Here is a 25,599-nt window from a genome sequence, read left to right as displayed (position 1 = left end):
ATGACCATCGACACGCTGACCGCCGGCACCCCCGTGATCACCGACAGCGCGGGCCGTACGCCGACCTGCCCGCTGCCCCTCGATGAGGTGCTGGATCCCACCCGTTATGCCGAGGGCACCGTGCTCGACCTGGCCGGCCCGCTGGTCGACGGCCCCGTCGTCCGCGACGAGGTCGTCGCCGCCCGCGCGCCCTGGTCGGTCCGGCTGGAGAAGGGCCAGGTCCTCACCATCGTCGACGTCGGCGGCAACCAGTCCGGCGACTGCCTGCTGTTCAACGCCGATGACACCGGCGAGCGCTACAGCGTCCCCGACACCCTCGCCTGGCAGGCCAACGCGTACGTCCGCACCGGCACCGTGCTGCGATCCAACCTCGGCGAACCGCTCGCCACCGTGGTTGGCAACGAGGTGGACCGCCAGGACACCATCGGCGGCGCCTGCAGCAAGGAGTCGAACACCCTGCGCTACGGCCATCACACCTTCACCGAGCACGCCTGCCGGGAGAACTTCCTCGCCGAGGGAGCCCGCTACGGCCTGGGCGTACGCGACCTGGTCTCCAACCTCAACTGGTTCATGAACGTGCCGGTCGAGGCCGACGGGGCGCTCGGCATCGTCGACGGGATCTCCGGCCCGGGCCGCCGGGTCGCCTTCCGGGCGGAGAAGAACGTGCTGGTGGTGGTGTCCAACTGCCCGCAGATGAACAATCCGTGCAACGAGTTCAATCCGACCCCGTTGCGGATGATCGTCACCGACCCGGAGGGGGAGCGATGAGGACCGGAGGAAGCGTGGCCGCCGACCGTCTGCCGCGGGCGGCGGGGTGGGCCTTCGACACGGTCCTGGTGGCCAACCGCGGCGAGATCGCCCGGCGGGTGATCCGTACGGCCGCGGCGCTGGGACTGCGGACCGTCGCGGTCTACTCGGAGGCCGACTCGGCCGCGCCACACGTCCGTGAGGCGGACGCGGCGGTGCTGATCGGCCCGGCCAGTGCGCGAGCGTCCTACCTGAACGTCGACGCGGTGCTGGACGCGGCCCGCGCGAGTGGCGCGGGGGCGATCCACCCCGGCTACGGCTTCCTGTCGGAGAACGCCGACTTCGCCCGGCGGGTGGAGGCGGCCGGGATGGCCTTTGTCGGGCCGACCCCGGAGCAGTTGGAGCAGTTCGGGCTGAAACACACCGCCCGGGCGCTGGCCGAGGCGGCCGGCGTCGCGATGATGCCGGGCACCGGCCTGCTGGGGTCCGCCGAGGAGGCGGTCGCCGCGGCCGACCGGATCGGCTACCCGGTGATGCTGAAGGCGACCGGCGGCGGGGGTGGGATCGGCATGCTGACCTGCGCCGGCCCGGCCGAGGTGGCCGACGCGTACGCACGGGTGGGGCGGCTGGCGGCGGCGAACTTCGGCAGCGCAGGGATCTTCCTCGAGCGGCTGGTCCGGCCCGCCCGTCATGTCGAGGTGCAGGTCTTCGGCGACGGCGCCGGCGGCGTGGCCGTCCTCGGCGACCGGGACTGTTCGCTGCAGCGGCGCAACCAGAAGGTCGTCGAGGAGGCACCCGCCCCGGGGCTGCCGGACGCCGTCCGGGCGGCCCTGCACGAGTCCGCCCGTACGCTGGCCGCCTCCGTGCACTACCGGAGCGCCGGGACGGTGGAATTCGTCTACGACCCGGTGCGCGAGGAGGCATCGTTCCTCGAGGTGAACACCCGCCTCCAGGTCGAGCACCCGGTGACCGAGCAGATCTACGGCGTCGACCTCGTCGAGCAGATGCTGCGGCTCGCCGGTCAGGGGTCCGCCGGCGTGTCCGCCCTGATGGCCGCCGACCTTCGGCCGAGCGGGCATGCGGTCGAGGCGCGGGTCTACGCCGAGGATCCGAACCGCGGCGGCGCGCCCAGCGCCGGCCTGGTGACCCGGGTCGCCTGGCCGCCGGCCGCTGTCGCGGGCACGCCGCAGGTCACGGGGACGCCGCAGGTCACGGGGACGCCGCAGGTCACGGGGACGCCGCAGGTCACGGGGACGGCCGTCCCCGAGGTGGGCACGGTGCCGGTGCCCGGCCGGGGCGGCGTACGCATCGACTCCTGGGTGGAGACGGGCAGCGAGGTCAGCTCGCACTACGACCCGATGCTGGCCAAGGTGATCGTGCACGGCACGGACCGCCAGGCCGCGCTGGTCGGGCTGGCCGCGGCCCTCGACGACGTGCGGATCGACGGGGCACAGACCAATCTCGGCCTGCTGCGTACGGTCGCCCGGCGCGAGGACCTGGCCGAGGTGAGCCACCACACCCACACCCTGGACGACGTCCGCGACCCAGAACCGCGGATCGACGTGGAGGTGCCCGGTCTGATGACGACCGTGCAGGACCTGCCCGGACGGTTGGGCTACTGGGACATCGGGGTGCCGCCGTCCGGCCCGATGGACGACGTCTCGCTGCGCGAGATCAACCTGGCCCTCGGCAACCCGGAAGGCGCCCCGGCGTTGGAGTGTACGGCGACCGGTCCGACCCTGCGGTTCTCCCACCCGACGTGGATCTGTGTCGGGGGCGCGGCGGCACCGGCGACGCTCGACGGGGCACCGCTGCCGTGGTGGACCCCGGTCGAGGTGCCGGCCGGTGCCGTGGTGGAGTTCGGTGCGATCACCGGCCCGGGGCAGCGGACCTATCTCGCCGTCCGCGGCGGCTTCGACGTGCCCAGCTACCTGGGAAGCGCCTCGACGTTCACCCTCGGCCGGTTCGGCGGCCACTCCGGGCGGGCGCTGCGGACCGGCGATGTGCTGCACGCCGCCGGGGCGGATCGGGCCGGGCTCGCGCCGATCGCCGGCCCGGTGCCGTCGGAGCGTCGGCCCCGGCTCACCCGTGACTGGCGGATCGGTGTCACCGAGGGGCCGCACGCGGCGCCCGAGTTCTTCACCCGGCGCGACATCGACGATCTCTATGCGGCGCACTACGAGGTGCATTTCAACTCCGACCGCACCGGTGTCCGGCTGCTCGGCCCCCGCCCGGCCTGGGCCCGGGAGGACGGTGGCGAGGCGGGACTGCACCCCAGCAACATCCACGACACGCCCTACTCGGTCGGCGCACTCGATTTCACCGGGGACACCCCGATCATCCTCGGTCCGGACGGCCCCAGCCTGGGCGGCTTCGTCTGCCCCGCCGTGGTCGCCTCCGGCGAACGCTGGAAGCTGGGACAGGTCCGCCCCGGCGACACCATCCGTTTCGTCCCGGTCCGTGACGAGGTCGCCGCCGGCCTGCGGGACAGGGCATCCGCGGCCCGGCTGACCGGGATCGGCGACGGCGACGACGGGATCCTGGCGCGACTCGAGCCGGGCGACGACCGGCCCTCCGTCACGTTCCGACGTGACGGGGACGACAACGTCCTGATCGAGTACGGCGACCAGGTGCTCGACATCGGCCTGCGGATGCGGGTCCAGGCACTGCTGGACGCGCTGAAGGCGCAGGCGCCGGCCGGCGTCATCGATGCGACGCCGGGGATCCGCTCCCTGCAGGTGCACACCGATCCCGCCCGGCTGCGCGCCAGCAGCCTGGTCGGGTTGCTCACTGAGCTGGACAGCTCCCTGCCGGACACCGGTGAGCTGCGGGTGCCGTCGAGGGTGGTCCGGCTGCCGCTCTCCTGGGACGACCCGGCGACCCGCGTCGCGATCGAGCGCTACATGCACAGCGTGCGCAGTGATGCCCCCTGGACCCCGTGGAACATCGAGTTCATCCGCCGGGTCAACGGGCTCGACTCCGTCGAGGACGTCCGCCGGATCGTGTTCGAGGCGAGCAACCTGGTGCTCGGCCTGGGCGACGTCTACCTCGGTGCCCCGGTCGCCACCCCGCTCGATCCGCGACACCGCCTGGTCACCACCAAGTACAACCCGGCCCGTACGTGGACCGCGGAGAACTCCGTCGGCATCGGCGGCGCCTACCTGTGCATCTACGGGATGGAGGGACCGGGCGGCTACCAGTTCGTCGGCCGCACCATCCAGGTCTGGAACCGCTTCCATCGCGCGGGACTCTTCGCCGAGCAGCCCTGGTCGCTGCGCTTCTTCGACCGGATCCAGTGGTATCCGGTGGGGGCCGACGAGCTGCTCGAGATGCGGGCCGACGTCGAGGCCGGCCGGGCCTCGCACGCCGAGGTCACCGAGGGGGTCTTCGACTACGGGGAGTACACCGCGTTCCTGACCGAGCACGCCGACTCCATCGCCGGCTTCCGGGCCGTCCAGGAGCGGGCCTTCGCCGAGGAGAAGCAGCGCTGGCACGAGTCGGGCGAGTTCCTCCGCGCGGCGCAGGAGCCGACGTCGACGGTCGACGCCGCTCCGGTCGTGGTGCCCGCGGGCCAGCACGGCGTCGAGGCGCCGTTCGTCTCCAATGTGTTGCATGTCGAGGTGAGCGCCGGTGACCGGGTCACCAAGGGCGACCGGCTGGTCTCTCTCGAGGCGATGAAGATGGAGACCCACCTCACCGCGCCGGCCACCGGCACCGTCACCGCGGTGCACGTCACGGCCGGCAGCCAGGTCTCCGCCGGCCAGGTCCTCGCCGTCGTCGGGCCGACGGGAGGCCGGGCATGAGCGCCGTGGAGCGTACGGCCGCGGCCCTCGACGCGATCGCGTCCTGCGACCGGCCGGAGATCTGGATCTCCCTCACCGACCCCGACGCGGCGCTGGCCGAGGCGGCCGCGATCGATGCCAGGGTGGCGGCCGGTGCCGACCTGCCGCTGGCCGGACTGGTCGCCGCGGTCAAGGACAACATCGACGTCGCGGGCCTGCCGACCACCGCCGGGTGCCCGGCGTACGCGTACGACCCGCGGGAGGACGCCGAGGCGGTCGCGATGCTGCGCGCCGCCGGGGCGGTGGTGCTCGGGAAGACCAATCTGGACCAGTTCGCCACCGGGCTGGTCGGCACCCGCAGCCCGTACGGGGCGGTCCGCAACGCCTGGGATCCGGAACGGATCTCCGGCGGCTCCAGCTCGGGGTCGGCCGTCGCCGTCGCCCTCGGGCTGGTCGACATCGCTCTGGGCACCGACACCGCCGGCTCGGGCCGGGTGCCGGCCGCATTGAACGGGGTCGTCGGGATCAAGCCCAGCCGGGGGTTGGTGTCGACGGTGGGCGTCGTCCCGGCCTGCCGCAGCCTCGACTGCGTCACGGTCTTCGCCCGATCGCTGGACATCGCGAGACGGGCCGTCCGGTCGTTGGTCGGCACTCCCGCCCAGATCGCTGCGCGGCGGATCCGCGACCGTACGTTGCCGGTGGTTCCGGTGCCGGACCGGCCGATCCGGCTCGGGGTGCCGTTGCCCGGACAGCTCGGCGAGCTCGCGCCGGGATGGCAGGAGGCGTACGACGCCCTGGTCGATCGGTTCCGGGCCACCGGCGCCGAGCTGGTCGGCGTGGACATCGCCCCGATGCTGGAAGCCGCGGCCCTGCTCTACGGCGGGGCGTTCGTGGCGGAACGATTCACCGCAGTGGGGGCGTTCCTCAGCGATCACCCGGAGCTCGTCGGGGAGGCGATCGATCCCACCGTGGCCTCGATCGTGCTGGGCTCGGGGGAGCCGACCGCCGCCGCGCTCTTCGACGACCTGGCACGCCTCGAGCAGCTCGCCGTCGCGACGGAGCAGACCTTCTCCCGGATCGACGCGCTGCTCACCCCGACGACCACCCGGCACCCGACGATCGCGGCCGTGCAGGCCGACCCGATCGGCGTCAACGCGGCGATGGGCAGGTTCACGAACTTCGCGAACCTGCTCGACATGGCCTCGCTGGCGTTCCCGGCGGGGACGGTCGCCGGCCTTCCGTTCGGCGCGATGGTGACCGCGCCGGCCGGCTCCGACGACCTGCTCGCCGGGGTCGTCGAGCACCTCGACGCCGACCTGGCCGACCTGGTCGTCGTGGGTGCGCACATGTCCCGGATGCCGCTCAACCACGAACTGACCTCCCGTGGTGGGGCGCTCGCCGAGCGGGTACGGACCGCCCCGGTGTATCGGCTCCACGCGCTGGACACGGTCCCGTCGAAGCCCGGCCTTGTCCGGGTGCCGGCCGGTGCAAGCGGCGGGGCGGTCGAGGGCGAACTGTGGCGGCTGCCGGTGTCCGGCCTGGGACGTGTGGTCGCCGGTCTGCCGCAGCCGATGTCGATCGGCCCGGTGGAACTGGACGACGGGCGGGTGGTGCCCGGGTTCCTCTGCCAGCAGGCGGCGGCCGAGGGCGCTGAGGACATCACCGGATGGGGGTCCTGGCGGGCCTGGGTGGCCGCACGATGATCCCGCGTCGACATGCGGTCGGTCGAGCCCTCGTACGCTGCCATAATGCGGGGCGTGGCCCAGACACCTGAACATCCGCGTCGCCCCGGTCGTCCGCGGGCGAACCCGGCGACCGAGGAGTCCGGCGTGACCACGCGCGACCAGATCCTCGAGGCGGCCGCGTCACTCTTCGTCGAGGAGGGCTTCGTCTCCTGCACCACCCGGCAGATCGCCGAGCGCGCCGGCATCCGACAGGCGTCGGTGTATTACCACTTCTCCAGCAAGGACGAGATCCTGCTGGAGCTGCTGTCCTCGTCGATCCGGCCGAGCCTCGGCTTCGCGACGGCCTTGCGGGAGAGCCCGGACGCGGGGCGGGATCCGGCGGCCCGGCTGTGCGCCCTGGTGGTCGCCGACGTCCGGACCCTCGCCGGTGCCCGGCACAACATCGCGAGCCTCTACGAGCTGCCCGAGGTGCAGGAGAAGCCGGAATACGCGGGATTCCGCGCGGACCGTGCTGAGCTGATCCGGGTCTACGGGGATTTCGCCGAGGCGGTGGTGCCGCTGGTCGACCGTGCGCTGTGCGGGACGCTCGTGATGCAGCTCGTCGAGTCGGTGATCGGGCTGCGGACGGCCGGCCGATTCCGTCCGGAGTACGAGACCGACATCGCCCGCGCCTGCCTGCGGATGCTCGGCCTGCAGGACCCGCGGATCGGCGCCGCCTTCGACGCGGCGCAGGACCTGCTGGTGGAATGAGGCGGGGCCGTACGCTCAGAAGTTGACCGACCCGCCGTCCACCGAGGTGCGCTCGCCGGCCAACAGGTGCGGCTCGTCGCCGCGGATCTGGCGGTGCAGGGCCTCCATCTCACCGTCCAGCTTCGCCGAGGTCAGCGCGGTGCTGTAGAGGCTGTCGAGGAGGGCCTCGGGGACCGTACGGTCGAACTTGTAGTAGATCTTGTGCTCCAGGGCGGCCCAGAAGTCCATCGCGATGGTGCGGAACTGCACCTCCACCGGGACCCGGGCGATCCGGTCGGTGAGGAACACCGGCACCTCGAAGATGACGTGCAGGCTGCGATAACCGTTCGGCTTCGGCTGGGCGATGTAGTCCTTCACCTTCAGCACGGTGAGGTCCGCCTGCGCACAGAGCACGTCGCGCACCCGGTAGACGTCGCTCTCGAACGAGGTGATCACCCGGACGCCGGCGATGTCGGTGATCGCCTCCCGGACACCGTCGATGGTCGGCTCGACATGGCGCCGCCGGGCCTTCTCGACGATGCTGACGGGCGACTTCAGCCGGGCGCTGAGGTGCTCGATCGGGTTGTAGTCGTAGGCCTGCTCGTACTCGCGGCGCAGGATCGTCAGCTTGGTCATGATCTCGTCGATCCCGCCCTGGTAGGTCAGCAGGACGCGGGCCAACTCGCTGCCGTGGGCGACCAGTCGCTCGTAGTTGGCGAAGCTGTCGTCGCGAAGGTCATCGTCCTCGATGTCGTCGGCCATACCCTCCAGATTAGGCCGGTCGGCGGGACTCCGATCGGACGACTCAGCCGACCAGATCGCTCTTGCGGATCAGACCGTGCACCCCGACCGTACGGTCGACGACCTGGGACACCACGAAGTCGGCCGCCGCGGACAGGTAGGCGTACGCCACGGCACGACTGAGCCCCTTGTCGTGCTCGAGGAAGTCGAGGGCGTTGACGACCGCGCGACGCATGCCGACGTTGAGATCGTTGTTCTGCCCACCGACCGAACCATCGGGGTCGGACAGACCGATCGGGATCCAGTGCTCGGCGGTCTCGGCGAAGGGGTAGTGATAGGCCACGCTAGGGGCGTCACCGCTACCGGGCTTGCACACGGTCAACCGGAAGGTCCCGCGGATCGACCCCTCCATCGCCGTCAGTGCCACCTCGCCGTCGCCCATCGCCATGTGCGGGTCACCGACGTAGAACAGCGCCCCGGGCGCCTTGACCGGCAGGTAGAAGGTCGACCCCTCGCCGAGGTGGCGGATGTCGATGTTGCCACCGCCCAGCGTCGGCGGGATCGAGTTGGCGCTCGGGTCGGTCAGCCCCGCTGCCTCGCTGAAGGCGACGCCCATCATCCCGAAGAACGGCCGGAGCGGGAACTGCAGGGTGTGGGCGCCGTCCTTCATCATCGCGTGATTGCCGTTGACCGACGCGAAGACCGAGACGTTGCCGTACGTGGTGGGATCCTTCGTGGATCGGCCGTCGGTGGCCACCGGCGGCATCACCTCCCCGAGGGTGATGCCGGCCGGCGCCCCCGTGGCGGTGCGGCCGAGGGCCCCCTTGCCGTGGCGACTCGACACCACCCCGTACGGGACCCTCGCCATCAGGCTCAGGGTCTCGATCTTCAGGACGTCACCGGGCTCCGCGCCGCGTACGGCCACCGGGCCGGTCACGACGTGCGGGCCGTCGACGTCGAAGGAGCGTGGCGTACGCGTGTAGTGGGCCGCCACGTCGATGGCGTCGTCGAGCACGTGGTCGCGGGTGACCCCGTGCGCGCCGAACCAGGTCACCGGGTCGCGGCCCTGGTCCTCCAGGATGCCCTCGTGCGAGAGGGCGTCGATGGTGATGGTCTCCCCCGACCCGATGGTCGCCACCGAAGCGGCATGGACGGTCGGGACATACCCCCACAACACGTCCTCAGTGCGCGACGACAGATAGTGCTGCCCGAGGATCGGTCCCTTGCCGGGCTGCAGGACACCGCGGAAGAAGTCGCCGCTCCGGGGCGACGACCCGGGAGCGGCGAAAGCCTCTCGGGCCGGCCCGGCCAGCGTGGCGACCGCGCCGATCGCCGCGACGGCCCCCAGCAGGCCCCGCCGGCCCACTCCCTGTTCGATGATCTCCGCTGCGTGCCTGCCTGTGGTCGCCATATCGCCTCCTCGGTGTCCGGTGTCCGGTGTCCGGTGTCCGGTGTCCGGTGCCTGGTGTCGGTCGTCCGACCGCCCTGACCGAGGACGCTAGCGACGTCGGTGACGCGGGGGATGTCACCTCGTTGACGACCCTGTTACGGCTCAGCCGAGTGACATATCAGCCGAGCCCGGCGGGATCGGCGACCAGCAGATGTCCGCGGCGGGGGACCGTACGGACGACACGGCCGTCGGGCAGGGCGGCGCGCAGCCGGTTGACGGCCACGTCGAGGGCATGCGGGGTGGTGCACGGGGACAGCTCGGCGAGCAGTCCCTCACGGCTGACCACCTGCCCCGGAGTGGCGGCGAGCCGGCGCAGGATCCGCATCGAGCCGGGGGACAGCTGGACCGGCTCGCCGTCGACGATGACCGCATGGCCGCGCAGCTCGAGCGGTCCCGCACCGGTGGCGACCACCCGGCACCGTTCGGTCGTCAGGAAGTCGGTGACCTCCTTGATCATCGCGCCCATCCGGTGCCGTTCCGGGAAGAGCACCGTCACGCCCAGCTCCGCCAGCGGCCCGGCGGTGACCGGCCCGACCGCCGCCGCGGTGACCTCCCCGGATCGCAGCGACTCGACGAACCCGTCCAGGGCACCGAGGTCGCGGGCCCGGTCGAGCAGGGCGTCGACGGCCGGCGCGCTGGTGAAGGTCACCACGTCCAGGGCGCCCCGCACCACCGTGTCGATCAGCTGGTCGATCGCGGCGACATCCTCGTCGGACAACCACCGGTACGGCTCCACGGCCAGCACCCTCGCCCCGGCGTCCCGCAGCCGGTCGAGTTGACGGTGGTCGGTGTAGCCGTGCAGCTGGACCACCACCGTCCTCCCGGCGACGCCCTCGGCCAGCGCGAGATCGACCAGCTCGGCGGTGAGCTCACCGTCCGGCGCCGCGCTGTCGTCCAGCCCCAGTGCCCGGACCTGGCCGCGCGCCTTGGTGCCGCGGATCATCAGCCGGGAACGACCGAGCACCTCGACCAGGTCGTCCATCAGTCCGGCGGCGTCGGCCGCCTCCGCCCACCGGCGCATCCCGTACGCCGTCGACACGATGGTGATGTCCGGCGGAGTGGCCAGCACCTGCCGGGTGTCGGCGAGCAGCTGGGCGTCCTCGGCGACCGGCCCGATCCGCAACACCGGCACGTGCAGCACCACCGCCCCGCGCCGCTCGAACGCCGCGATCAGGTCGTCGGCGCGCCGGTGCGCGGTCACCGCGATCCGGAACCCGAGCAGTGGCAGCGCCCCAGGCTCCGCGGTGCCTGCCGTCTGCTGGCTCATCGCTCGGTCCCGTCGTCCGCAGATCCCCTGCCCGAAGCGTACGACGCCGGGCCGCTCGAGGCGTACGACGCCGTGGCCGGGGCCCGCCCCATCAGTCCCCGCGTGGCCCGACCGACAGCAACGGCCCGGCCAGCAGCACCGGCTCCGGCGCGGCGGCTTCGTACGCCACCACTCCGTCGGCCAGCACGCCGGCGCGCTCGGCCGCGGTGGCCGGCCGCCGTTGCCCGCGCTCGAGCACGTACGCCGGGCCGTCGTCGGGGGTCAGCGGGGCGTTCACGAACGACCGGAACCGGCGCAGCCGCTCCGGGTCGTTCAGCGTCGCGGCCCACTCGTCGGTGTAGGCCGCCACGTGCCGCTCCATCGCCGCCTCCAGATCGGCGCCGATGCCCAGCGAGTCCTCCAGCACCACGGCCCGCAGGTGGTCCAGGCCACCGTCGAGCTCCTCGATCCAGCGGGCCGTACGCTGCAGCCGGTCGGCGGTGCGGACGTAGTACATCAGGAACCGGTCGATGCACCGGATCAGCATCTCGTCGCTCAGGTCCTGGGCGAGCAGCTCGGCGTGTCGCGGCGTCATCCCGCCGTTGCCGCCGACCCACAGGTTCCAGCCCTTGTCGGTGGCGATCACACCGACGTCCTTGCCCTGTGCCTCGGCGCATTCCCGGGCGCAGCCGGAGACGGCCATCTTCAGCTTGTGCGGTGCGCGCAGCCCGCGGTAGCGCAGCTCCAGCGCGATCGCCATCGCCACCGAATCCTGCACGCCGTAGCGACACCAGGTGCTGCCGACACACGACTTCACCGTCCGCAGCGACTTGCCGTACGCCTGCCCCGACTCGAAGCCGGCGTCGACCAGCCGCTTCCAGATGTCCGGCAGCTGCTCCAGCCGCGCCCCGAACAGGTCGATCCGCTGGGCCCCGGTGATCTTCGTGTAGAGCCCGTAGTCCTGTGCCACCTGCGCGATCACCGCCAGGCCCTCCGGGGTGATCTCACCGGCCGGGATCCGCGGCACCACCGAGTAGGTGCCGTCCTTCTGCATGTTCGCCAGCGCCCGGTCGTTGGTGTCCTGCAGTCCGGCGCGGCCGGCGTCGAGGACGTACTCGTCGTACTGGGTGGCCAGGATCGAGGCGATCGTCGGCTTGCAGACGTCGCAGCCGCGCCCGGTGCCGAAGCGGGTGAGGACCTCCTCGAACGACCGCAACTGCAGCACCCGGACGGCCTCGAACAGGGCGGCCCGGGTCATCGCGAAGTGCTCGCACAGCGCGGTGGAGACCTCCAGGCCCTGGGCGGCCAGCTCCTTGTCGAGGGTCTTCTTCAACAGCCCGACACAGGAGCCGCAGGTGGTGCCGGCCCGGGTGCAGGCCTTCAGTGACGCGACGTCGTGGCACGGGTCGCCCAGCTCACCGCGGACGGCACCGCGGACGGTGCCGACGCTGACGCTGTTGCAGGAGCACAGCATCGCGTCGTCGGGCAGGTCGGAGTCCGGCAGCCCGTCCCCGCCGGCGGCCAGATAGGCACCCGGTCCGGCGGGCAGCCGGCGGCCGACCAGCGGCCGCAGCGCGGCGTACGCCGACGCGTCGCCGACCAGCACCCCGCCGAGCAGCGTGCCGGCGTCGTCGGAGACCACCAGCTTCTGGTAGAGGCCGCGGGCCGGGTCGGCGTAGACCACCTCGAGCGCGCCCGGCGTGGTGGCGAACGCGTCGCCGAAGGAGGCGACGTCGACCCCGGAGAGCTTCAGCTTGGTCGCGGTGTCGAAGCCGGCGAAGGTCGACGCGCCACCGGCGATCCGGTCGGCGACGACGTCGGCCATCGCGGTGGCCGGAGCGACCAGCCCGACGCAGCGACCCTCGAAGCAGGCCACCTCGCCGATCGCCCAGACATCCGGGGCCGAGGTGGCGCAGGTCGCGTCGATCACCACACCGCCGCGCTGGCCCATCGCGAGGCCCGCCTCGCGGGCGAGGTCGTCGCGGGGGCGTACGCCGATGGCGGCAACGACCAGGTCGGCGGGCAGCAGGTCCTCGCCGTCCAGCCCGATGCCGACGACCCGGCCGTCGACGATCTCGACATGGGTGGTGGTGACGCCGGTCCGGACCGCGATCCCGGTCGGGGTGACCAGTCGGGCCAGCGCCTCGCCGCCCCCGGGATCGAGCTGGGTGGCCATCAGCCGGTCGGCGCGCTCCAGCACGACCGACGCGCAGCCGAGGTGCTTCATCCCGGCGGCCGCCTCCAGGCCGAGCAGGCCGCCGCCGATGACGACCGCCCGCGGTGCCCGGCCGAGCTCCTCGCGGAGCCGTTCGGCCTCGGCGCTGAGCGCCGCGATGTCTGCGAGTGTCCGGTAGACGTGCAACGCCTCCGCGCCCGGCATCGGCGGCCGGAAGGCGTACGACCCGGTGGCGAGCACCAGGTCGTCGTACGCCACCTCCTCGACGGTGGTGCTGACCACGTGACGGTCCGGGTCGACCGCCAGCACCCGCTCACCGGTGCGCAGGTCGACGTCCGGCCGCTCCCACAGGGCAGGATCGCCGAGGGTGAGGTCGGTCTCCGGTGCGGAGAGGGCGGTGGAGAGGGCGACCCGGTCGTACGGCAGGGCCGGTTCCTCGGTGATCACGGTGACGTGGACGGGCGCCCCGACCGTACGACCCGCGTCGGCGGCCTCGGCCAGGGAACGGGCGACGCGGTGGGCCGCCGGGCCACCGCCGACCACGACGACGTGGCGGGCGCCGGGGGCGGGGCCGGTGGGGGGCGGGCTCGTCGGGGGCGGGCTGATCGGAGTCATCGGTCCTCCTGAGGTGTCGGGAGCTGTCTCCACGCTAGGAAGCGGCCGTCACACCACGGTTCCGCGCTCGTCACCGGTTCGTGACATCGAGTTCACGGCCTGCCGGGGGCGATGAGAGGGCTCCGTAACAGCGCGTTCATCGATCGCGACCGGAGACGTAACAGGGCGTCCCTAGCGTCGAGGAGCATCCGGACCTCACTCACCACCGGGAGCCGTCATGACCCAGACCCTCATCCCCGACACCACCGGCACCGTCGACTGGCGTCGGATCTGCCGCGTCGCGGACCTCGAGCCGGGCTTCGGCGAGGCCGCCCTCGTCGACGGCCGCCAGGTCGCCCTGTTCCTGGTGGACGGCGGGGTGCACGCCGTCGGCCACGTCGATCCGGCCACCGGTGCCGGCGTCATCGCCCGGGGCATCACCGGATCGGCCCGGATCGACGGGGCCGACCGGCCGACCGTCGCCTCGCCCCTGCACAAGCAGGTCTACGACCTCACCACCGGCCGCTGTCTCTCCGGCGGCCACGGCGTCGGTGACTCCGCCCTGGCGCTGCCGGTCCACCCGACCCGTGTGGTCGACGGGTGGATCGAGGTGTCCCTCGCCGCCTGACCGGCATCCCGCCCCCACTGTACGGAAGGCCTCCCATGACCAACATCGTCGACGAGACCCCCCGCCCTGTCCCGGGCGCTGACGCGCTCGCGACCCCCGCGTCCCCCGGGGCGCTCACGTCCCCCGGGACCACCGCCCACCGGTCCGCCCCGCTGCGGGTCCGCCCCGGCCGGTGGCTCGACGGCTACGACCCCGAGGACCACGTCCAGTGGGAGGGCGAGGGCCGGGCCATCGCCGGCCGCAACCTGCGCTGGTCCATCACCGCGGAGTTCCTCGGCTTCGTCGTCTGGCAGCTGTGGTCGATCACTGTGGTCAAGCTGCCGGCCGCCGGGTTCCACCTCACCGACACCCAGCTGTTCTGGCTGATCTCGATGCCCGCCCTGGTCGGTGCCACCCTGCGCGTCCCGTACACCTTCATGGTGCCGCGCCTCGGCGGCCGCAACTGGACCGTCGTCTCCGCCCTGCTCCTGCTGGTGCCGACCATCGGGCTCGCCTCGGTGGTGTCCCGCCCGGAGACCCCGTTCTGGGTGCTGCTGGTGGTCGCGGCCACGGCCGGCTTCGGCGGCGGCAACTTCGCCTCGTCGATGGCCAACATCACCTGGTTCTTCCCCGCCGACCGCAAGGGCTGGGCGCTCGGCCTGAACGCCGCCGGCGGCAACCTCGGCGCCGCCGTCGCCCAGCTCGTGGTGCCGCTGGCCGTCACCGTCGGTGCGGCGGGCACCCTGCGGCTGCCGCTGGCCGGCTGGATCTGGGTGCCGCTGATCCTGGTCGCCGCCGCGGGTGCGCTGTGGCGGATGGACAACCTGTCCCATGCCCGCGGTGACCTGACCGGCTCGCTGGCCGCCCTCCGCGAACCGCACTTCTGGCTGCTGGCGGTGCTCTACACCGGCACCTTCGGCTCCTTCATCGGGTTCTCCGGGGTGTTCCCGAAGCTCATCGCCGACCTGTTCCCGGCGTACTCGACGGTGGCCGTCGGCACCGCGGCCCTGTCGCTGGCCTTCCTCGGTCCGCTGGTCGGCTCACTGTCCCGACCGTACGGCGGGCGGCTCGCCGACCGGTTCGGCGGGGCGCGGATCACTGTGGTCTCGTTCGTCGCGATGGCGGCGCTCGCCGGCGCGCTGGCGGTCACCCCGCCGAGCGTCGGCTTCGTGCCGTTCCTGCTGCTCTTCCTCGCCCTGTTCCTCGCGGCCGGGATCGGCAACGGCTCGACCTACCGGATGATTCCGGCCGTCTACCGGGTCCGCGCCGATCGGCGTGCCACGGCGACGGGGACCGTCCCGGTGGAGCGGATGGCCGCCGCCGCATTGGGGCTGATCGCGGCCGTCGGAGCGTACGGCGGCTTCTTCATTCCGCAGGCTCTGGCCGCTTCGCGGCGGGCGACCGGTGGTTACACCGCCGCCTTCGACGGATTCATCGCCTTCTACCTGCTCGCCGTGGTGCTGACCTGGGCGGCCTACCTGCGGCGGGGCGCGATGTCCCGCGCCGGCGTCTGACGGACCCCTGATGGATCGCACGAGCCCGACCTCGACCTCGACCCCGAGCCCGACCCCGGCTCCGACCTCGACCGGGACCCCGACCCACTGCCCCTACTGCGCCCTGCAGTGCGCGATGACCCTGGTGCGCCCGGAGGGGGCCGTCCGGCTGGAGGTCACCCCGCGGGAGTTCCCCACCAACCGGGGCGGCCTGTGCCGCAAGGGCTGGACCGCTGCGGAACTGCTCGACCACCCGGACCGGCTCACCACCCCGCTGGCCCGCCGGGCGGACGGCGGTTTCGCGCCGATCGGCTGGGATGAGGCGTACGACCGGTGGGTGGCGGCGATCCGACGGGCGCGGGAGACGTACGGCCCGGACGCGGTGGGGGTCTTCGGCGGGGCCTCGTTGACCAACGAGAAGGCCTACCAGCTCGGCAAGTTCGTGCGGATCGCGCTGGGGTCGTCGCGGATCGACTACAACGGACGGTTCTGCATGTCGTCGGCCGCCGCGGCCGGCAACCGGTCGCTCGGCCTGGACCGGGGGCTGCCGTTCCCGGTCACCGACCTCGACGACGCGCACACGGTGTTGCTGATCGGCTCCAACCCGGCCGACACCATGCCGCCGTTCGTCCAGCACCTCGCCGCCGCCCGGGCCGCCGGCGGGCTGCTGGTGATCGACCCGCGACGTTCGGCGACCGCTGCGCTGACCGCCGACGGGGCCGGAGTGCACCTGCAGCCGACTCCGGGCACGGACCTCGTGCTCCTCCTCGCGCTGGCGCACGTCGTGGTGGCGGAGGGACTGGTCGACCAGACGTACCTGACGGAGCGTACGGTCGGGCTCGGCCGGCTCCGCCCGACGCTGAACGCCTGGTGGCCGGAGCGCGCCGAGGGGGTGACCGGGGTGCCCGCCCACCGGATCCGCGAGGTCGCCCGGCGGCTCGCCGCCCGGCCCCGCGGGACGTACGTGCTGACCGGGCGCGGCGTCGAGCAGCACGCCGACGGCACCGACACCGCCACCGCGGCGATCAATCTGGCCCTGCTGCTAGGGCTTCCCGGCGGCCGGGCATCCGGCTTCGGCACCCTCACCGGCCAGGGCAACGGGCAGGGTGCCAGGGAACACGGCCAGAAGGCCGACCAGCTGCCCGGCTACCGCTCGATCTCCGATCCGCGGCACCGGCGGGAGGTGGCCGCGGTGTGGGGTGTCAACCCCGCGACGATCCCCGGCCCCGGGGTGCCCGCGGTCGAACTGCTCGCCGGGCTGGGCCGTGAGGGCGGCGTACGGTGCCTGTGGGTCAACGGCGCCAACGTCGTGGTCAGTGCCCCCGACGCCGTCGGGGTGGCCGACGCTCTGGACCGGCTCGACTTCCTGGTGGTGACCGACTTCTTCCTCTCCGAGACCGCCCGGCACGCCGATCTGGTGCTCCCGGTCCCGCAGTGGGCCGAGGAGGAGGGCACGATGACCAACCTCGAGGGCCGTGTGCTGCGCCGCCGCCGCGCGATCGACCCGCCGCCCGGTGTCCGCGGGGAGCTGCGGATCATGGCCGACCTCGCCGCCCGGCTCGGTGCGCCCGGCAGCTGGTCCACCGACCCGGCCGAGGTCTTCGACGAGCTCGCCCGGGCCTCGGCCGGTGGCCGGGCCGACTACTCCGGCCTGTCCTACGCCCTGCTCGACGCCGAGCCGGCCTACCACTGGCCGGTCACCCCCGAGCATCCGGATGGCACGCCGCGGGCGTTCACCGACCGCTTCGGTCACCCCGACGGCCGGGCCCGGCTGGTCCCGGTGCGGCCCCGCACCCGGGAGGGCCGGCGCGCCGCGCTGCTGGTGCTGACCACCGGGCGGGCGCTGGAGCACTACCAGTCCGGCACCCAGACCCGGCGGGTCGCCTCGCTGGCCGCCGCCGTGCCGGAACCACGCCTGGAGATCCACCCGGACACCGCCGCACGCTGGGGGATCGGCGACGGCGAGCTGACCGAGATCAGCTCCGCCACCGGGCGCGCCGTGGCCCGGGCGGTGCTGTCCACCGCCGTACGCCCCGACACCGTGTTCGTCCCCTTCCACTTCGCCGGCACGCTCGCCGTCAACCGCGTCGTCGCGCCCCGCACCGACCCGGTCTCCGGCATGCCCGACTTCAAGGCCACCCCGGTGTCCGTACGCCCCGTCCGGGAGGAAGGCCGATGATCCAGACGTACGCACCCCGTCGCGGCGACCGGCTGCTGGTGATCGGTTTCGGGCCGGTCGCGGTGCGGCTGGTCGAGGAACTGCTGCCCGCCGTCGACGCCGGCGACCTGCACGTCTGTGTAGTCGGCGAGGAGCGCCGGCCCGGCTACAACCGGGTGCTCGTCGGCGAGTACGGCGTCGGCCGCGTCGACGACGACGGCCTCGCCCTGGTCGACCTCGACGACTGGACCGCCCGCGGAGTGGAGGTGCGGACCGGCACCGCGGTGACCTGGCTGGATCGTTCCGCGCGCCAGGCGCACGTCGTCGACCGGTCCACCGGCGCCACCGGGACGGTGCCGTACGACCTGGTGGTGCTGGCCGTCGGTGCCCGGGCGAACCTCCCCGTGCTGCGCGGCATCAACCCCGATCCCGACGCCGCCGCGCTGCTGCCGCCGGGGGTCACCGTGCTGCGGACGCCCGAGGACGCCGCCGATCTCCGGGAGGCCGTCGCCCGGCGCGGCCGGGTCGTGGTGCTCGGCGGCGGGGTGCTCGGCGTCGAGGTGGCGCTGGCCGCCCACGAGGAGGGCTGTCCGGTCACCGTCGTCCACCACCGGCCCTGGCTGCTGACCCGGTCCACCGACGCGATCGCCGGGGCGCTGCTGAACGGCGTGCTCGCCCGGCACGGCGTCGAGGTGGTGACCGACGCGGTGGCCAAGGAGGTGGTCCGCGACGCCACCGGTGCGTTCCGGGCGCTGCGCCTGGCCGATGGTCGTACGGTCGCCGGTGACGTCCTGGTGCTGTCCTGCGGCGTCACCCCGCGGACCCGGATCGCCGAGGGGGCCGGCCTGCGGGTGGCCCGCGGGATCGTTGTCGACCACGAACTCGAGGCCGATCTCGAGGGCCGCGTCTTCGCCATCGGCGACTGCGCCGAGGTGCTCTGCGACGATCCGTCCTGCCCGGTCTGTCCGGCGCGCGCCGGCCGCGGCCCGGTCGGGCTGGTCGGTCCCGGCTGGCGTCAGGCGGAGTGGCTCGCCCGCCGGTTGCTCGCCGCGGTGGGCGGTGACCCGGGCCCGGTCGAGCCGCTCGTCGAGGAGGACGTCGACAGCGTCCGGCTCAAGGCCCGCCGCCTCGACTTCGGCGCCGGCGGCCTGCTCGCCGGCGAGCCGTGGCAGCCGCAGCCGGCCGGACAGGGCGTCGCCCTGTGGGTCGACGGTGCCCGCGGGCGGCTGGTCAAGTCCGTCGTCCGGGACGGTGTGGTGGTCGGCTGGATCAGTCTCGGGATGCCCCGCGCCGGTGCCGAACTCGCCCTGCTGCACGCCTCCGGCCGCCCCGCCCCGGTGGACCTGTCGGTGCTGCTCCGGCTCGACGGGGCTGACGGCGGGGAGGGGGAGATCACCCCGACCTCCACCGTCTGCCGCTGCGCGGGCGTCGCGGCGGGCACGATCGCCGAGGCGATCGCCGGCGGCTGTCGCACCGTGGCGGAGGTGCGTACGGCCACCCGGGCCGGCTCGGGCTGCGGCAGCTGCCGCGACACCGTGGAGAGGCTGCTCCGTGAGCGGGACCTGGTGCCCCAGACCGGAGGAGGGAGTTGAACGCTCACCTACTCTCGGGGCATCGCTTCTCGGAGCCTTGCTTCTCGGAGCATCCGTCGGACCGTCCGGCAGAGGAGGAACCATGACCACCCGCACCTCGACCAGCACCCTGATCCAGCGCCTCGACCACAAGGACGAGAACGTCCGGCTGCGTGCCGCGATGGACCTCGGCACCTGCGAGGATCCGCAGGCGGCGGCCGTGCTCGTCGCCCGGCTGGGCGCCGAGGCCGATCCGGCGGTCAAGGAGATGATCACCTGGGCGGCGGTGCAGCACGCCGACCGGGCGATGGGTGCGCTGATGGTGCAGCTCTACAGTGCCGAGGCGCCGGTCCGCGCCCAGGCCGCGCACGTGCTGAGCAAGATCGGCGGGGAGCCGGTCGTCCGGCCGATCATCCCGGTGATCGGCGACGAGGACCCGGTCGTCGCGGTCAAGGCCGCCCGGGCCGCCGCCTCGACCGGCAGCCCCGAGGTCGTCCCGGCGTTGGTCGCCCGGCTCGGCCAGGGCGACGCCACGGTCCGTGACGCGCTCAGCGACGCCTTGGTGGCGCTCGCCGAGTGGACCGTCGAGCCGCTGGTCGCCGCACTGGCCGACCCCGACCCGATCGTCCGGATCCACGCCGCCGACACCCTCTCCGACCTCGGCAGCCCGCAGGCCGACCCGGCGATCCCGGTGCTGGCCGAGCACCTCGCCGATGCGGAGGCGGACGTCCGGCTGGCGATGCTCTGCGCGCTGAGCCGGCTCGACCCGGAACAGACCGACGCGGTGCTCCGCGACGTCGCGGCGGGCACGGACGCCGAGTTGGCGTACGTCGCCGGCCGGCTGCTGCGTCGTCGCTGACCCTTGTCGTCGCTGACTTGTGTCGTCGCTGAGGGTGGATGGCCGGGGCGCCTCGTACAGTGCTGCCCATGACCGGCCTCGCACCGCTGCACCTGCCCGCTCCTGAGCACGCCGCCGACTGGCTCGCCGCGCGGCGGACCGGTCTGCTGGCCGAGGTGGAGGGCCGGGTCGCCGACCTCCGGGCCGCCGGCACCGGCGACCCGCTGGCGGTGCTGCGCAGCTGGAACGACATCACCCTCGCCCTCAGCGACCTCACCGCCGTCGGGTCGGTCTACGCCCAGGTCCATCCCGACGAGGCGGTGCGAGCGCTCGGCGACCGGGTGGTGCAGCAGGCGAGCAAGGTGTCCACCGAGCTGTCGCTGGACCCGGGACTGTACGCGGTGTTCGCCGCCCTCGATCCGGCCGCCCTGCTCGACCCGGCCGGCCGGCCCGATCCGGTCGCCCGGCGGCTGCTCGACCGGGTGCTGCGTGACTTCCGCCGATCCGGCGTCGACCGGGACGAGACGACCCGGACCCGGCTCCGGGAGCTGGACAGCCGTCAGGTCGACCTCGGCCAGCAGCTGAGCCGGACGATCCGCGCCGACGTACGGTCCGTCCGGGTGACCCCGGCCCAGCTCGCCGGGCTGCCGGAGGACTGGATCGCCGCCCATCCTGCCGACGCGGACGGGCTGGTCACGGTGACCACCGACTATCCCGACGCGGTGCCGTTCCTGACCTTCGCCGAGGACGCGGCCGCTCGCCGGGCACTCCGCCTGGAGTTCCTCAACCGCGGCTGGCCCGACAATGACGCGGTGCTGCGGGAGCTGTTCGCCGTCCGCCGCGAGGTCGCCGACCTGCTCGGCTACGCCGACTGGCCGGACTACGCCTCCGAGGTGATGATGATCGGCGACGGCGACGCCATCCCGGCATTCATCGACCGGATCGCCGACCTGGCGCTGGAGCCCGGCCGCCGCGACCGGGCGGTGCTGCTCGAGCGGCTGCGGTGCGACGTCCCCGAGGCGGACACCATCGACGTCGCCGACTCCGCCTACTACGCCGAACTGGTCCGCCGGGAACAGTTCGACGTGGACGCCCAGCAGGTCCGCCGCTACTTCGCCGTCGACAAGGTCCGTCGCGGCCTGCTCGAGGTCACCGGCCGGCTCTTCGGCCTGACGTACGTGCCGGTCGATCCGGTCGAGGCGGGCGTCTGGCACCCGGAGGTGGCGACGTACGACGTGTTCCGCCGACCGGAGGGCGAGGGCTCGGCGCCGGGGGAGCGGATCGGCCGGATCCACCTCGACCTGCACCCGCGGGACGGCAAGTACAAGCACGCGGCTCAGTTCACCCTCGCCGAGGGCGTCCGTGACCGCCGGCTGCCCGAGGGGGTGCTGGTCTGCAACTTCCCCCGCGGCCTGATGCAGCACGACGAGGTGGTGACGCTGTTCCACGAGTTCGGCCACCTGGTGCACCACGTGCTCGGCGGCCGCTCGGAGTGGGTGCGCTTCTCCGGCGTCGCCACCGAATGGGACTTCGTCGAAGCGCCCAGTCAACTGCTGGAGGAGTGGGCCTGGGACCCGGCGGTGCTGGAGACGTTCGCCACCGACGAGGCGGGCGAGCCGATCCCCGCCGATCTGGTCGCGCGGATGCGGCGTGCCGAGGACTTCGGCAAGGGCTACCACGCCCGCACCCAGATGTTCTACGCCGCCCTGGCGTACGACCTGCATGCCCGCGAGCATCCCGACCTCACCGCGCGGGTGCGGGAGCTGCAGGGGCGCTACTCGATGTTCCCCTACCTGGAGGGCACGCATTTCCACTGCAGCTTCGGGCACCTCGACGGCTACTCCAGCGGCTACTACACGTACGCCTGGTCCCAGGTGATCGCCAAGGACCTGTTCTCCGCGTTCGACCCCGACGACCTGTTCGAGCCGACCGTCGCCGCCCGCTACCGCGACACGATCCTGGCCCGGGGAGGGGAGCGGAACGCCGCCGACCTGGTCGAGGATTTCCTCGGCCGCCCGTCGACGTTCGACGCGTACGCCGCCTGGCTGGCCCGGTAGGGCGGGCCGATGACACTGCGCGACGACGCCCGGGCGATCCTCTGCGACCTGACCGGCGTGCCGGGGGCGGACTTCCGCGACGGCCAATTCGAGGCGATCGAGGCACTGGTGGCCGACCGGCGACGGGCCCTGGTGGTGCAACGTACGGGGTGGGGCAAGTCGGCGGTCTACTTCGTGTCCTGCCTGCTGCGCCGCCGCCAGGGGGCGGGCGCCACCGTCATCGTCTCGCCGCTGCTGGCGCTGATGCGCGACCAGCTCGCCGCGGCGGAGCGGGCCGGCATCCGGGCGGCGGCGATCAACTCGGCGAACGTCACCGACTGGGACGAGACCATTGCGGCGGTGCACGCCGGCGAGGTCGATCTGCTGCTGATCTCGCCCGAGCGGCTCACCAATCCGCGGTTCCGTGCGACGGTGCTGCCGGCCCTGGTCGCTGACATGGGCCTGCTGGTGATCGACGAGGCGCACTGCGTCTCCGACTGGGGCCACGACTTCCGCCCGGACTACCGGCGGATCCGCGACCTGATCGCCCAGCTCCCCGACGGCGTGCCGATCCTCGCCACCACCGCCACCGCGAACAGCCGGGTGATCACCGACGTCGCCGAACAACTGGGCGTACGGCTCCGCGGCGCGGCGGGCTCCGACGACGTGTTCGTCGTCCGCGGACCGCTGGCCCGCGACTCACTGCGGCTGGGCGTGCTGCGGCTGCCGACCTCCCGGCACCGGCTCGGCTGGCTGCTGGCTCACCTCGCCGACCTGCCGGGCAGCGGCATCATCTACGCCCTGACGGTCTCCGCCGCCGAGGACACTGCGCGACTGCTCGCCGCGCAGGGCCACCGGGTGCTCGCCTACACCGGGCGTACGGATCCCGCCGATCGGGAGGCCGCCGAACAGGCGCTGAAGACCAACGCGGTGAAGGCGTTGGTCGCCACCAGCGCGCTCGGGATGGGCTTCGACAAGCCCGATCTCGGGTTCGTGGTGCATCTCGGGGCGCCCTCCTCTCCGGTCGCCTATTACCAGCAGGTCGGTCGCGCGGGGCGCGCGGTGGAGACGGCCGACGTGCTGATGCTGCCCGGCGCCGAGGATGGCGACATCTGGCAGTACTTCGCCTCCGCCTCGATGCCCAGCCAGGCGAAGGCATCCGCGGTGCTGTCAGCCCTGGCCGAGGCGGACCGCCCGCTGTCGGTCGCCGCTCTGGAGGCCAGGGTCGACATCCGGCGTACGCCGCTGGAGTTGCTGCTGAAGGTGCTCGCCGTCGACGGCGCGGCGGAGAAGGTCGATCGGGGCTGGACGACCACCGGGGTGCCGTGGGCGTACGACGCCGAACGGTACGGCCGGATCGCGGCGGCGCGGACCGCCGAGCAGCAGGCGATGCTGGAGTACGAGCGCGGCGAGGTCTGTCGGATGGAGTTCCTCACCGCCCAGCTCGACGACCCGCAGGCCCGGCCGTGTGGACGCTGCGACATCTGCCTGGCCGCGGCGGGGGAGCGGCCCTGGTACGCCGAGGACGTCCCGGATGCCGCCCTCGCCCGGGCCGGCGCGGAACTCGAGCACGTCGGGGTGCCGATCGAGCCGCGCCGCCAGTGGCCCTCCGGCATGGACCGGCTCGGGCTCCCGATGAAGGGTCGGATCGCGGCTGACGAGACGGTCGAGGAGGGCCGAGCGGTCGCCCGACTGACGGATCTCGGCCACGGGCGGGCGCTGCGGGATCTCTTCGCCCCGGACCAGGACGGGCACCCGGTCGACCGGCCGCTGCCCGCCGGGCTGGCACAGGCCTGCCTACGGGTGCTCGCCGGCTGGACCTGGGCCGTACGCCCGGTCGCGGTGATCGGCGTCGGCTCGCTGGGCCGCCCGGAGCTGGTCGCCGCGACCGTCTCCGGACTCGCCCGGGTGGGGCGGCTGGCCGACCTGGGGATGCTGCCGGTGCGGCCGGGTGTCGGGCCTACCACGGCAGGCAACAGCGCCTTCCGGCTGGCGTCGCTGTGGGACCGCTGGGAGGTGCCCATCGACCTCACCGAACGCCTCGCCGCTCTGGACGGGCCGGTGCTGCTGGTCGACGACCTGGTCGACTCCCGCTGGACGATGGCGGTGGTCGGGCGGCTGTTGCGCCGCGCCGGTGCGCCGGCGGTGCTGCCGCTGGCCCTGGGCGTCGCCGGCTGACGCCAGCGGTTCTGCGGCGCCATCGACTCCGCGGTCAGGCGGCGGCAGGCAGCTCGATGTCGAAGAGGCGTCGTACGCACTCGTGGAGGCGGAACCCTTCACCGGCCTGCGGCGGGAAGATCCTGTCCGGCTGTTCCGCGGCTGACCGCGCGGCGGCCTGCACGATCATCTCGACCAGATCGGGATCCGGTGCCTCGCCGGTGCTGATGGGGTGTCCGCCGGGCAGGGTGAACACCCACGCGCCTGGCCGGCCGGACAGCTCCACGCCACCCTCGTGCACGTACGTGTGGTGGGCCTGGCACAGCAGGACCAGGTTGTCCAGATCGGTCGCTCCGCCGTTGGCCCAGTGCACGATGTGGTGCGCCTTCAGCCGTCGCTGCTGCCGACAACCGGGGAACTGGCAGCTTCCGTCCCTGACCCGCAATGCGCGTCGCTGGGCGGGCGTGACGAGCCGCCGCGCCCGGCCCATGGCCAGTACGTCGCCCTCGGCATCGATGATCATCCCGACGACATCGCCGTCACAGGCGTGCCGGGCCGCGGTTGCCGCTTCGACCGGGCCACCACGCTCGATCCACGCCGCTGAGGCCCGCAGGGAACGCGCTGCCCCGGCTCCGGTCGCTCCGGGTGCGACCGGCCGGGGTGCGACCGGCTCGAGTCCGCCAGATGAAGCGTCCGACGTTCCCGCGGGAACGTCCCCGGCCGCTCCGGCGAGCGTCTCGGCACCGACATGGACCACCACCAGGCTCGGGTCATCGACACTGGTCGTCGGGACCGCGTCCAGATAGCCGCGGGCCACGTCACACAACGCGGCGAGCGGGTCGCTGACGGGTCGGTTCGCCGGATCATTGGTGTCGCCGGCGTGGCTGTCGGGAGAGACCGCCTCCGGGGAGACCGCGCCGGGAGAGATCGCCTCGTCCGGGGCGTCCCGCTGACGGTCGGTCGCCGCGTCGATGGCCCCGCGGACGACTGCGGCCTCTTCGGGCAGCAGGCGGGCGCTGAGCGTGACCATGCCGTCCTCGGTCTCGTGCCACGACAACCGGCGTCGCTCGATCCTTCCCAGCTGTGTCCCGGAGTGGGCGCGGAAGGCGCGGACCGTACGGGCCAGCTGGGAGGCGGTCTGGTCACGGGCCAACTCGCACAGCTCGACCTCCTCGACCCGTCCGGCCAGCCGGGTCACCTCACGGACCTTCGAATACGTCAGGGCCCCTTCGGCGAACCACGCCGCGACGGTCGGCATAGAGCGCAGCGCCCGCGCGACCCGGACGTGCTCCCGCGCCGTGCCCGGACTCATCGAACACGCCCACCCCAGCCAGTGCGCGCAGGAGGTGATCCCCTCGAACCATCCCCACCCCGCGCCCGCGTCGAACTGTCCGACCAGCTCCAGCAATCGGGCGTCGCACCGTGCCTGCGCCGTCGCGGCGCCCTGGATGCCGATCCCCAGATCCTCAGCCTCCGGGCGCGGCAAGCGATCCGCACCGACAGCCTCCGACCAGTCCCACATGATTCCCCCAAACAAACAGACGTTCGATAGCAAACAGTCTCCATCGGGGCACTGACACTCGTGACAG

The 25,599-nt window shown here is 73.1% G+C and carries 16 protein-coding genes; 11 read left to right on the top strand and 5 right to left on the bottom strand.

Annotation, left to right across the window (positions count from 1 at the left end):
- The 4 genes from R0146_RS03895 to R0146_RS03880 all read left to right on the top strand — a co-directional run bounded on the left by R0146_RS03895 (position 1) and on the right by R0146_RS03880 (position 6,964).
- Positions 1 to 768, top strand: a complete 768-nt coding sequence (locus tag R0146_RS03895) for an urea amidolyase associated protein UAAP2 (RefSeq protein WP_317691551.1) — start codon at positions 1 to 3, stop codon at positions 766 to 768.
- Positions 765 to 4,550 carry a 5-oxoprolinase/urea amidolyase family protein gene (locus R0146_RS03890; protein ID WP_317691550.1) on the top strand — a complete coding sequence of 1,262 codons (3,786 nt, stop codon included), beginning with the start codon at positions 765 to 767 and terminating at the stop codon, positions 4,548 to 4,550. The genes R0146_RS03895 and R0146_RS03890 overlap by 4 nt, the downstream gene beginning before the upstream one ends.
- Entirely contained in the window at positions 4,547 to 6,232 is a 1,686-nt protein-coding gene (locus R0146_RS03885) for an allophanate hydrolase (protein WP_317691549.1), read from the top strand. The genes R0146_RS03890 and R0146_RS03885 overlap by 4 nt, the downstream gene beginning before the upstream one ends.
- A gap of 126 nt (positions 6,233 to 6,358) precedes the next feature.
- Positions 6,359 to 6,964, top strand: coding sequence for a TetR/AcrR family transcriptional regulator (locus R0146_RS03880; protein WP_317691548.1), 606 nt, complete (start codon positions 6,359 to 6,361; stop codon positions 6,962 to 6,964).
- A gap of 15 nt (positions 6,965 to 6,979) precedes the next feature.
- Here the strand turns inward: R0146_RS03880 and R0146_RS03875 are convergent, their stop codons facing one another.
- The 4 genes from R0146_RS03875 to nirB all read right to left on the bottom strand — a co-directional run bounded on the left by R0146_RS03875 (position 6,980) and on the right by nirB (position 13,171).
- A complete protein-coding gene (locus R0146_RS03875; RefSeq protein WP_317691547.1) occupies positions 6,980 to 7,705 on the bottom strand; it encodes a GTP pyrophosphokinase in 726 nt (241 codons plus the stop codon).
- 43 nt (positions 7,706 to 7,748) lie between these two features.
- Complete coding sequence (locus tag R0146_RS03870) at positions 7,749 to 9,095, bottom strand: acetamidase/formamidase family protein (RefSeq protein ID WP_317691546.1); 1,347 nt, start codon at positions 9,093 to 9,095, stop codon at positions 7,749 to 7,751.
- A 157-nt stretch (positions 9,096 to 9,252) separates the two neighbouring features.
- Entirely contained in the window at positions 9,253 to 10,401 is a 1,149-nt protein-coding gene (locus tag R0146_RS03865) for a uroporphyrinogen-III synthase (RefSeq protein ID WP_317691545.1), read from the bottom strand.
- Positions 10,402 to 10,492: 91 nt separating this feature from the next.
- On the bottom strand, positions 10,493 to 13,171 hold the full coding sequence (nirB, locus tag R0146_RS03860) for a nitrite reductase large subunit NirB (RefSeq protein ID WP_317691544.1): 2,679 nt from the start codon (positions 13,169 to 13,171) through the stop codon (positions 10,493 to 10,495).
- Between the two features lie 217 nt (positions 13,172 to 13,388).
- Between nirB and R0146_RS03855 the strand changes: the two genes are divergently transcribed.
- The 7 genes from R0146_RS03855 to R0146_RS03825 all read left to right on the top strand — a co-directional run bounded on the left by R0146_RS03855 (position 13,389) and on the right by R0146_RS03825 (position 24,031).
- Positions 13,389 to 13,778: a nitrite reductase small subunit NirD gene (locus tag R0146_RS03855; protein ID WP_317691543.1), complete on the top strand. Its 390-nt coding sequence runs from the start codon at positions 13,389 to 13,391 to the stop codon at positions 13,776 to 13,778.
- Between the two features lie 35 nt (positions 13,779 to 13,813).
- Entirely contained in the window at positions 13,814 to 15,271 is a 1,458-nt protein-coding gene (locus R0146_RS03850; protein ID WP_317691542.1) for an MFS transporter, read from the top strand.
- 10 nt (positions 15,272 to 15,281) lie between these two features.
- Positions 15,282 to 17,429, top strand: coding sequence for a molybdopterin oxidoreductase family protein (locus R0146_RS03845; RefSeq protein ID WP_317691541.1), 2,148 nt, complete (start codon positions 15,282 to 15,284; stop codon positions 17,427 to 17,429).
- Positions 17,426 to 19,000 carry an FAD-dependent oxidoreductase gene (locus R0146_RS03840; RefSeq protein ID WP_317691540.1) on the top strand — a complete coding sequence of 525 codons (1,575 nt, stop codon included), beginning with the start codon at positions 17,426 to 17,428 and terminating at the stop codon, positions 18,998 to 19,000. Before R0146_RS03845 ends, R0146_RS03840 begins: the two co-directional genes overlap by 4 nt.
- Positions 19,001 to 19,082: 82 nt before the next feature.
- The gene (locus tag R0146_RS03835; protein ID WP_317691539.1) at positions 19,083 to 19,838 is read left to right on the top strand and encodes a HEAT repeat domain-containing protein; all 756 of its coding nucleotides are present in this window, start codon (positions 19,083 to 19,085) and stop codon (positions 19,836 to 19,838) included.
- 68 nt (positions 19,839 to 19,906) lie between these two features.
- Positions 19,907 to 21,874, top strand: a complete 1,968-nt coding sequence (locus R0146_RS03830) for a M3 family metallopeptidase (protein ID WP_317691538.1) — start codon at positions 19,907 to 19,909, stop codon at positions 21,872 to 21,874.
- 9 nt (positions 21,875 to 21,883) lie between these two features.
- Complete coding sequence (locus R0146_RS03825; RefSeq protein ID WP_317691537.1) at positions 21,884 to 24,031, top strand: RecQ family ATP-dependent DNA helicase; 2,148 nt, start codon at positions 21,884 to 21,886, stop codon at positions 24,029 to 24,031.
- A 34-nt stretch (positions 24,032 to 24,065) separates the two neighbouring features.
- Here the strand turns inward: R0146_RS03825 and R0146_RS03820 are convergent, their stop codons facing one another.
- Positions 24,066 to 25,532: an HNH endonuclease signature motif containing protein gene (locus R0146_RS03820; protein ID WP_317691536.1), complete on the bottom strand. Its 1,467-nt coding sequence runs from the start codon at positions 25,530 to 25,532 to the stop codon at positions 24,066 to 24,068.
- Between the last annotated feature and the right edge of the window lie 67 nt (positions 25,533 to 25,599).

It is taken from the genome of Raineyella sp. LH-20, assembly GCF_033110965.1.
Classification (GTDB): domain Bacteria; phylum Actinomycetota; class Actinomycetes; order Propionibacteriales; family Propionibacteriaceae; genus Raineyella.
Note: the sequence above shows the minus strand (reverse complement) of the source record. Positions and strands in the feature narration are given on the sequence as shown.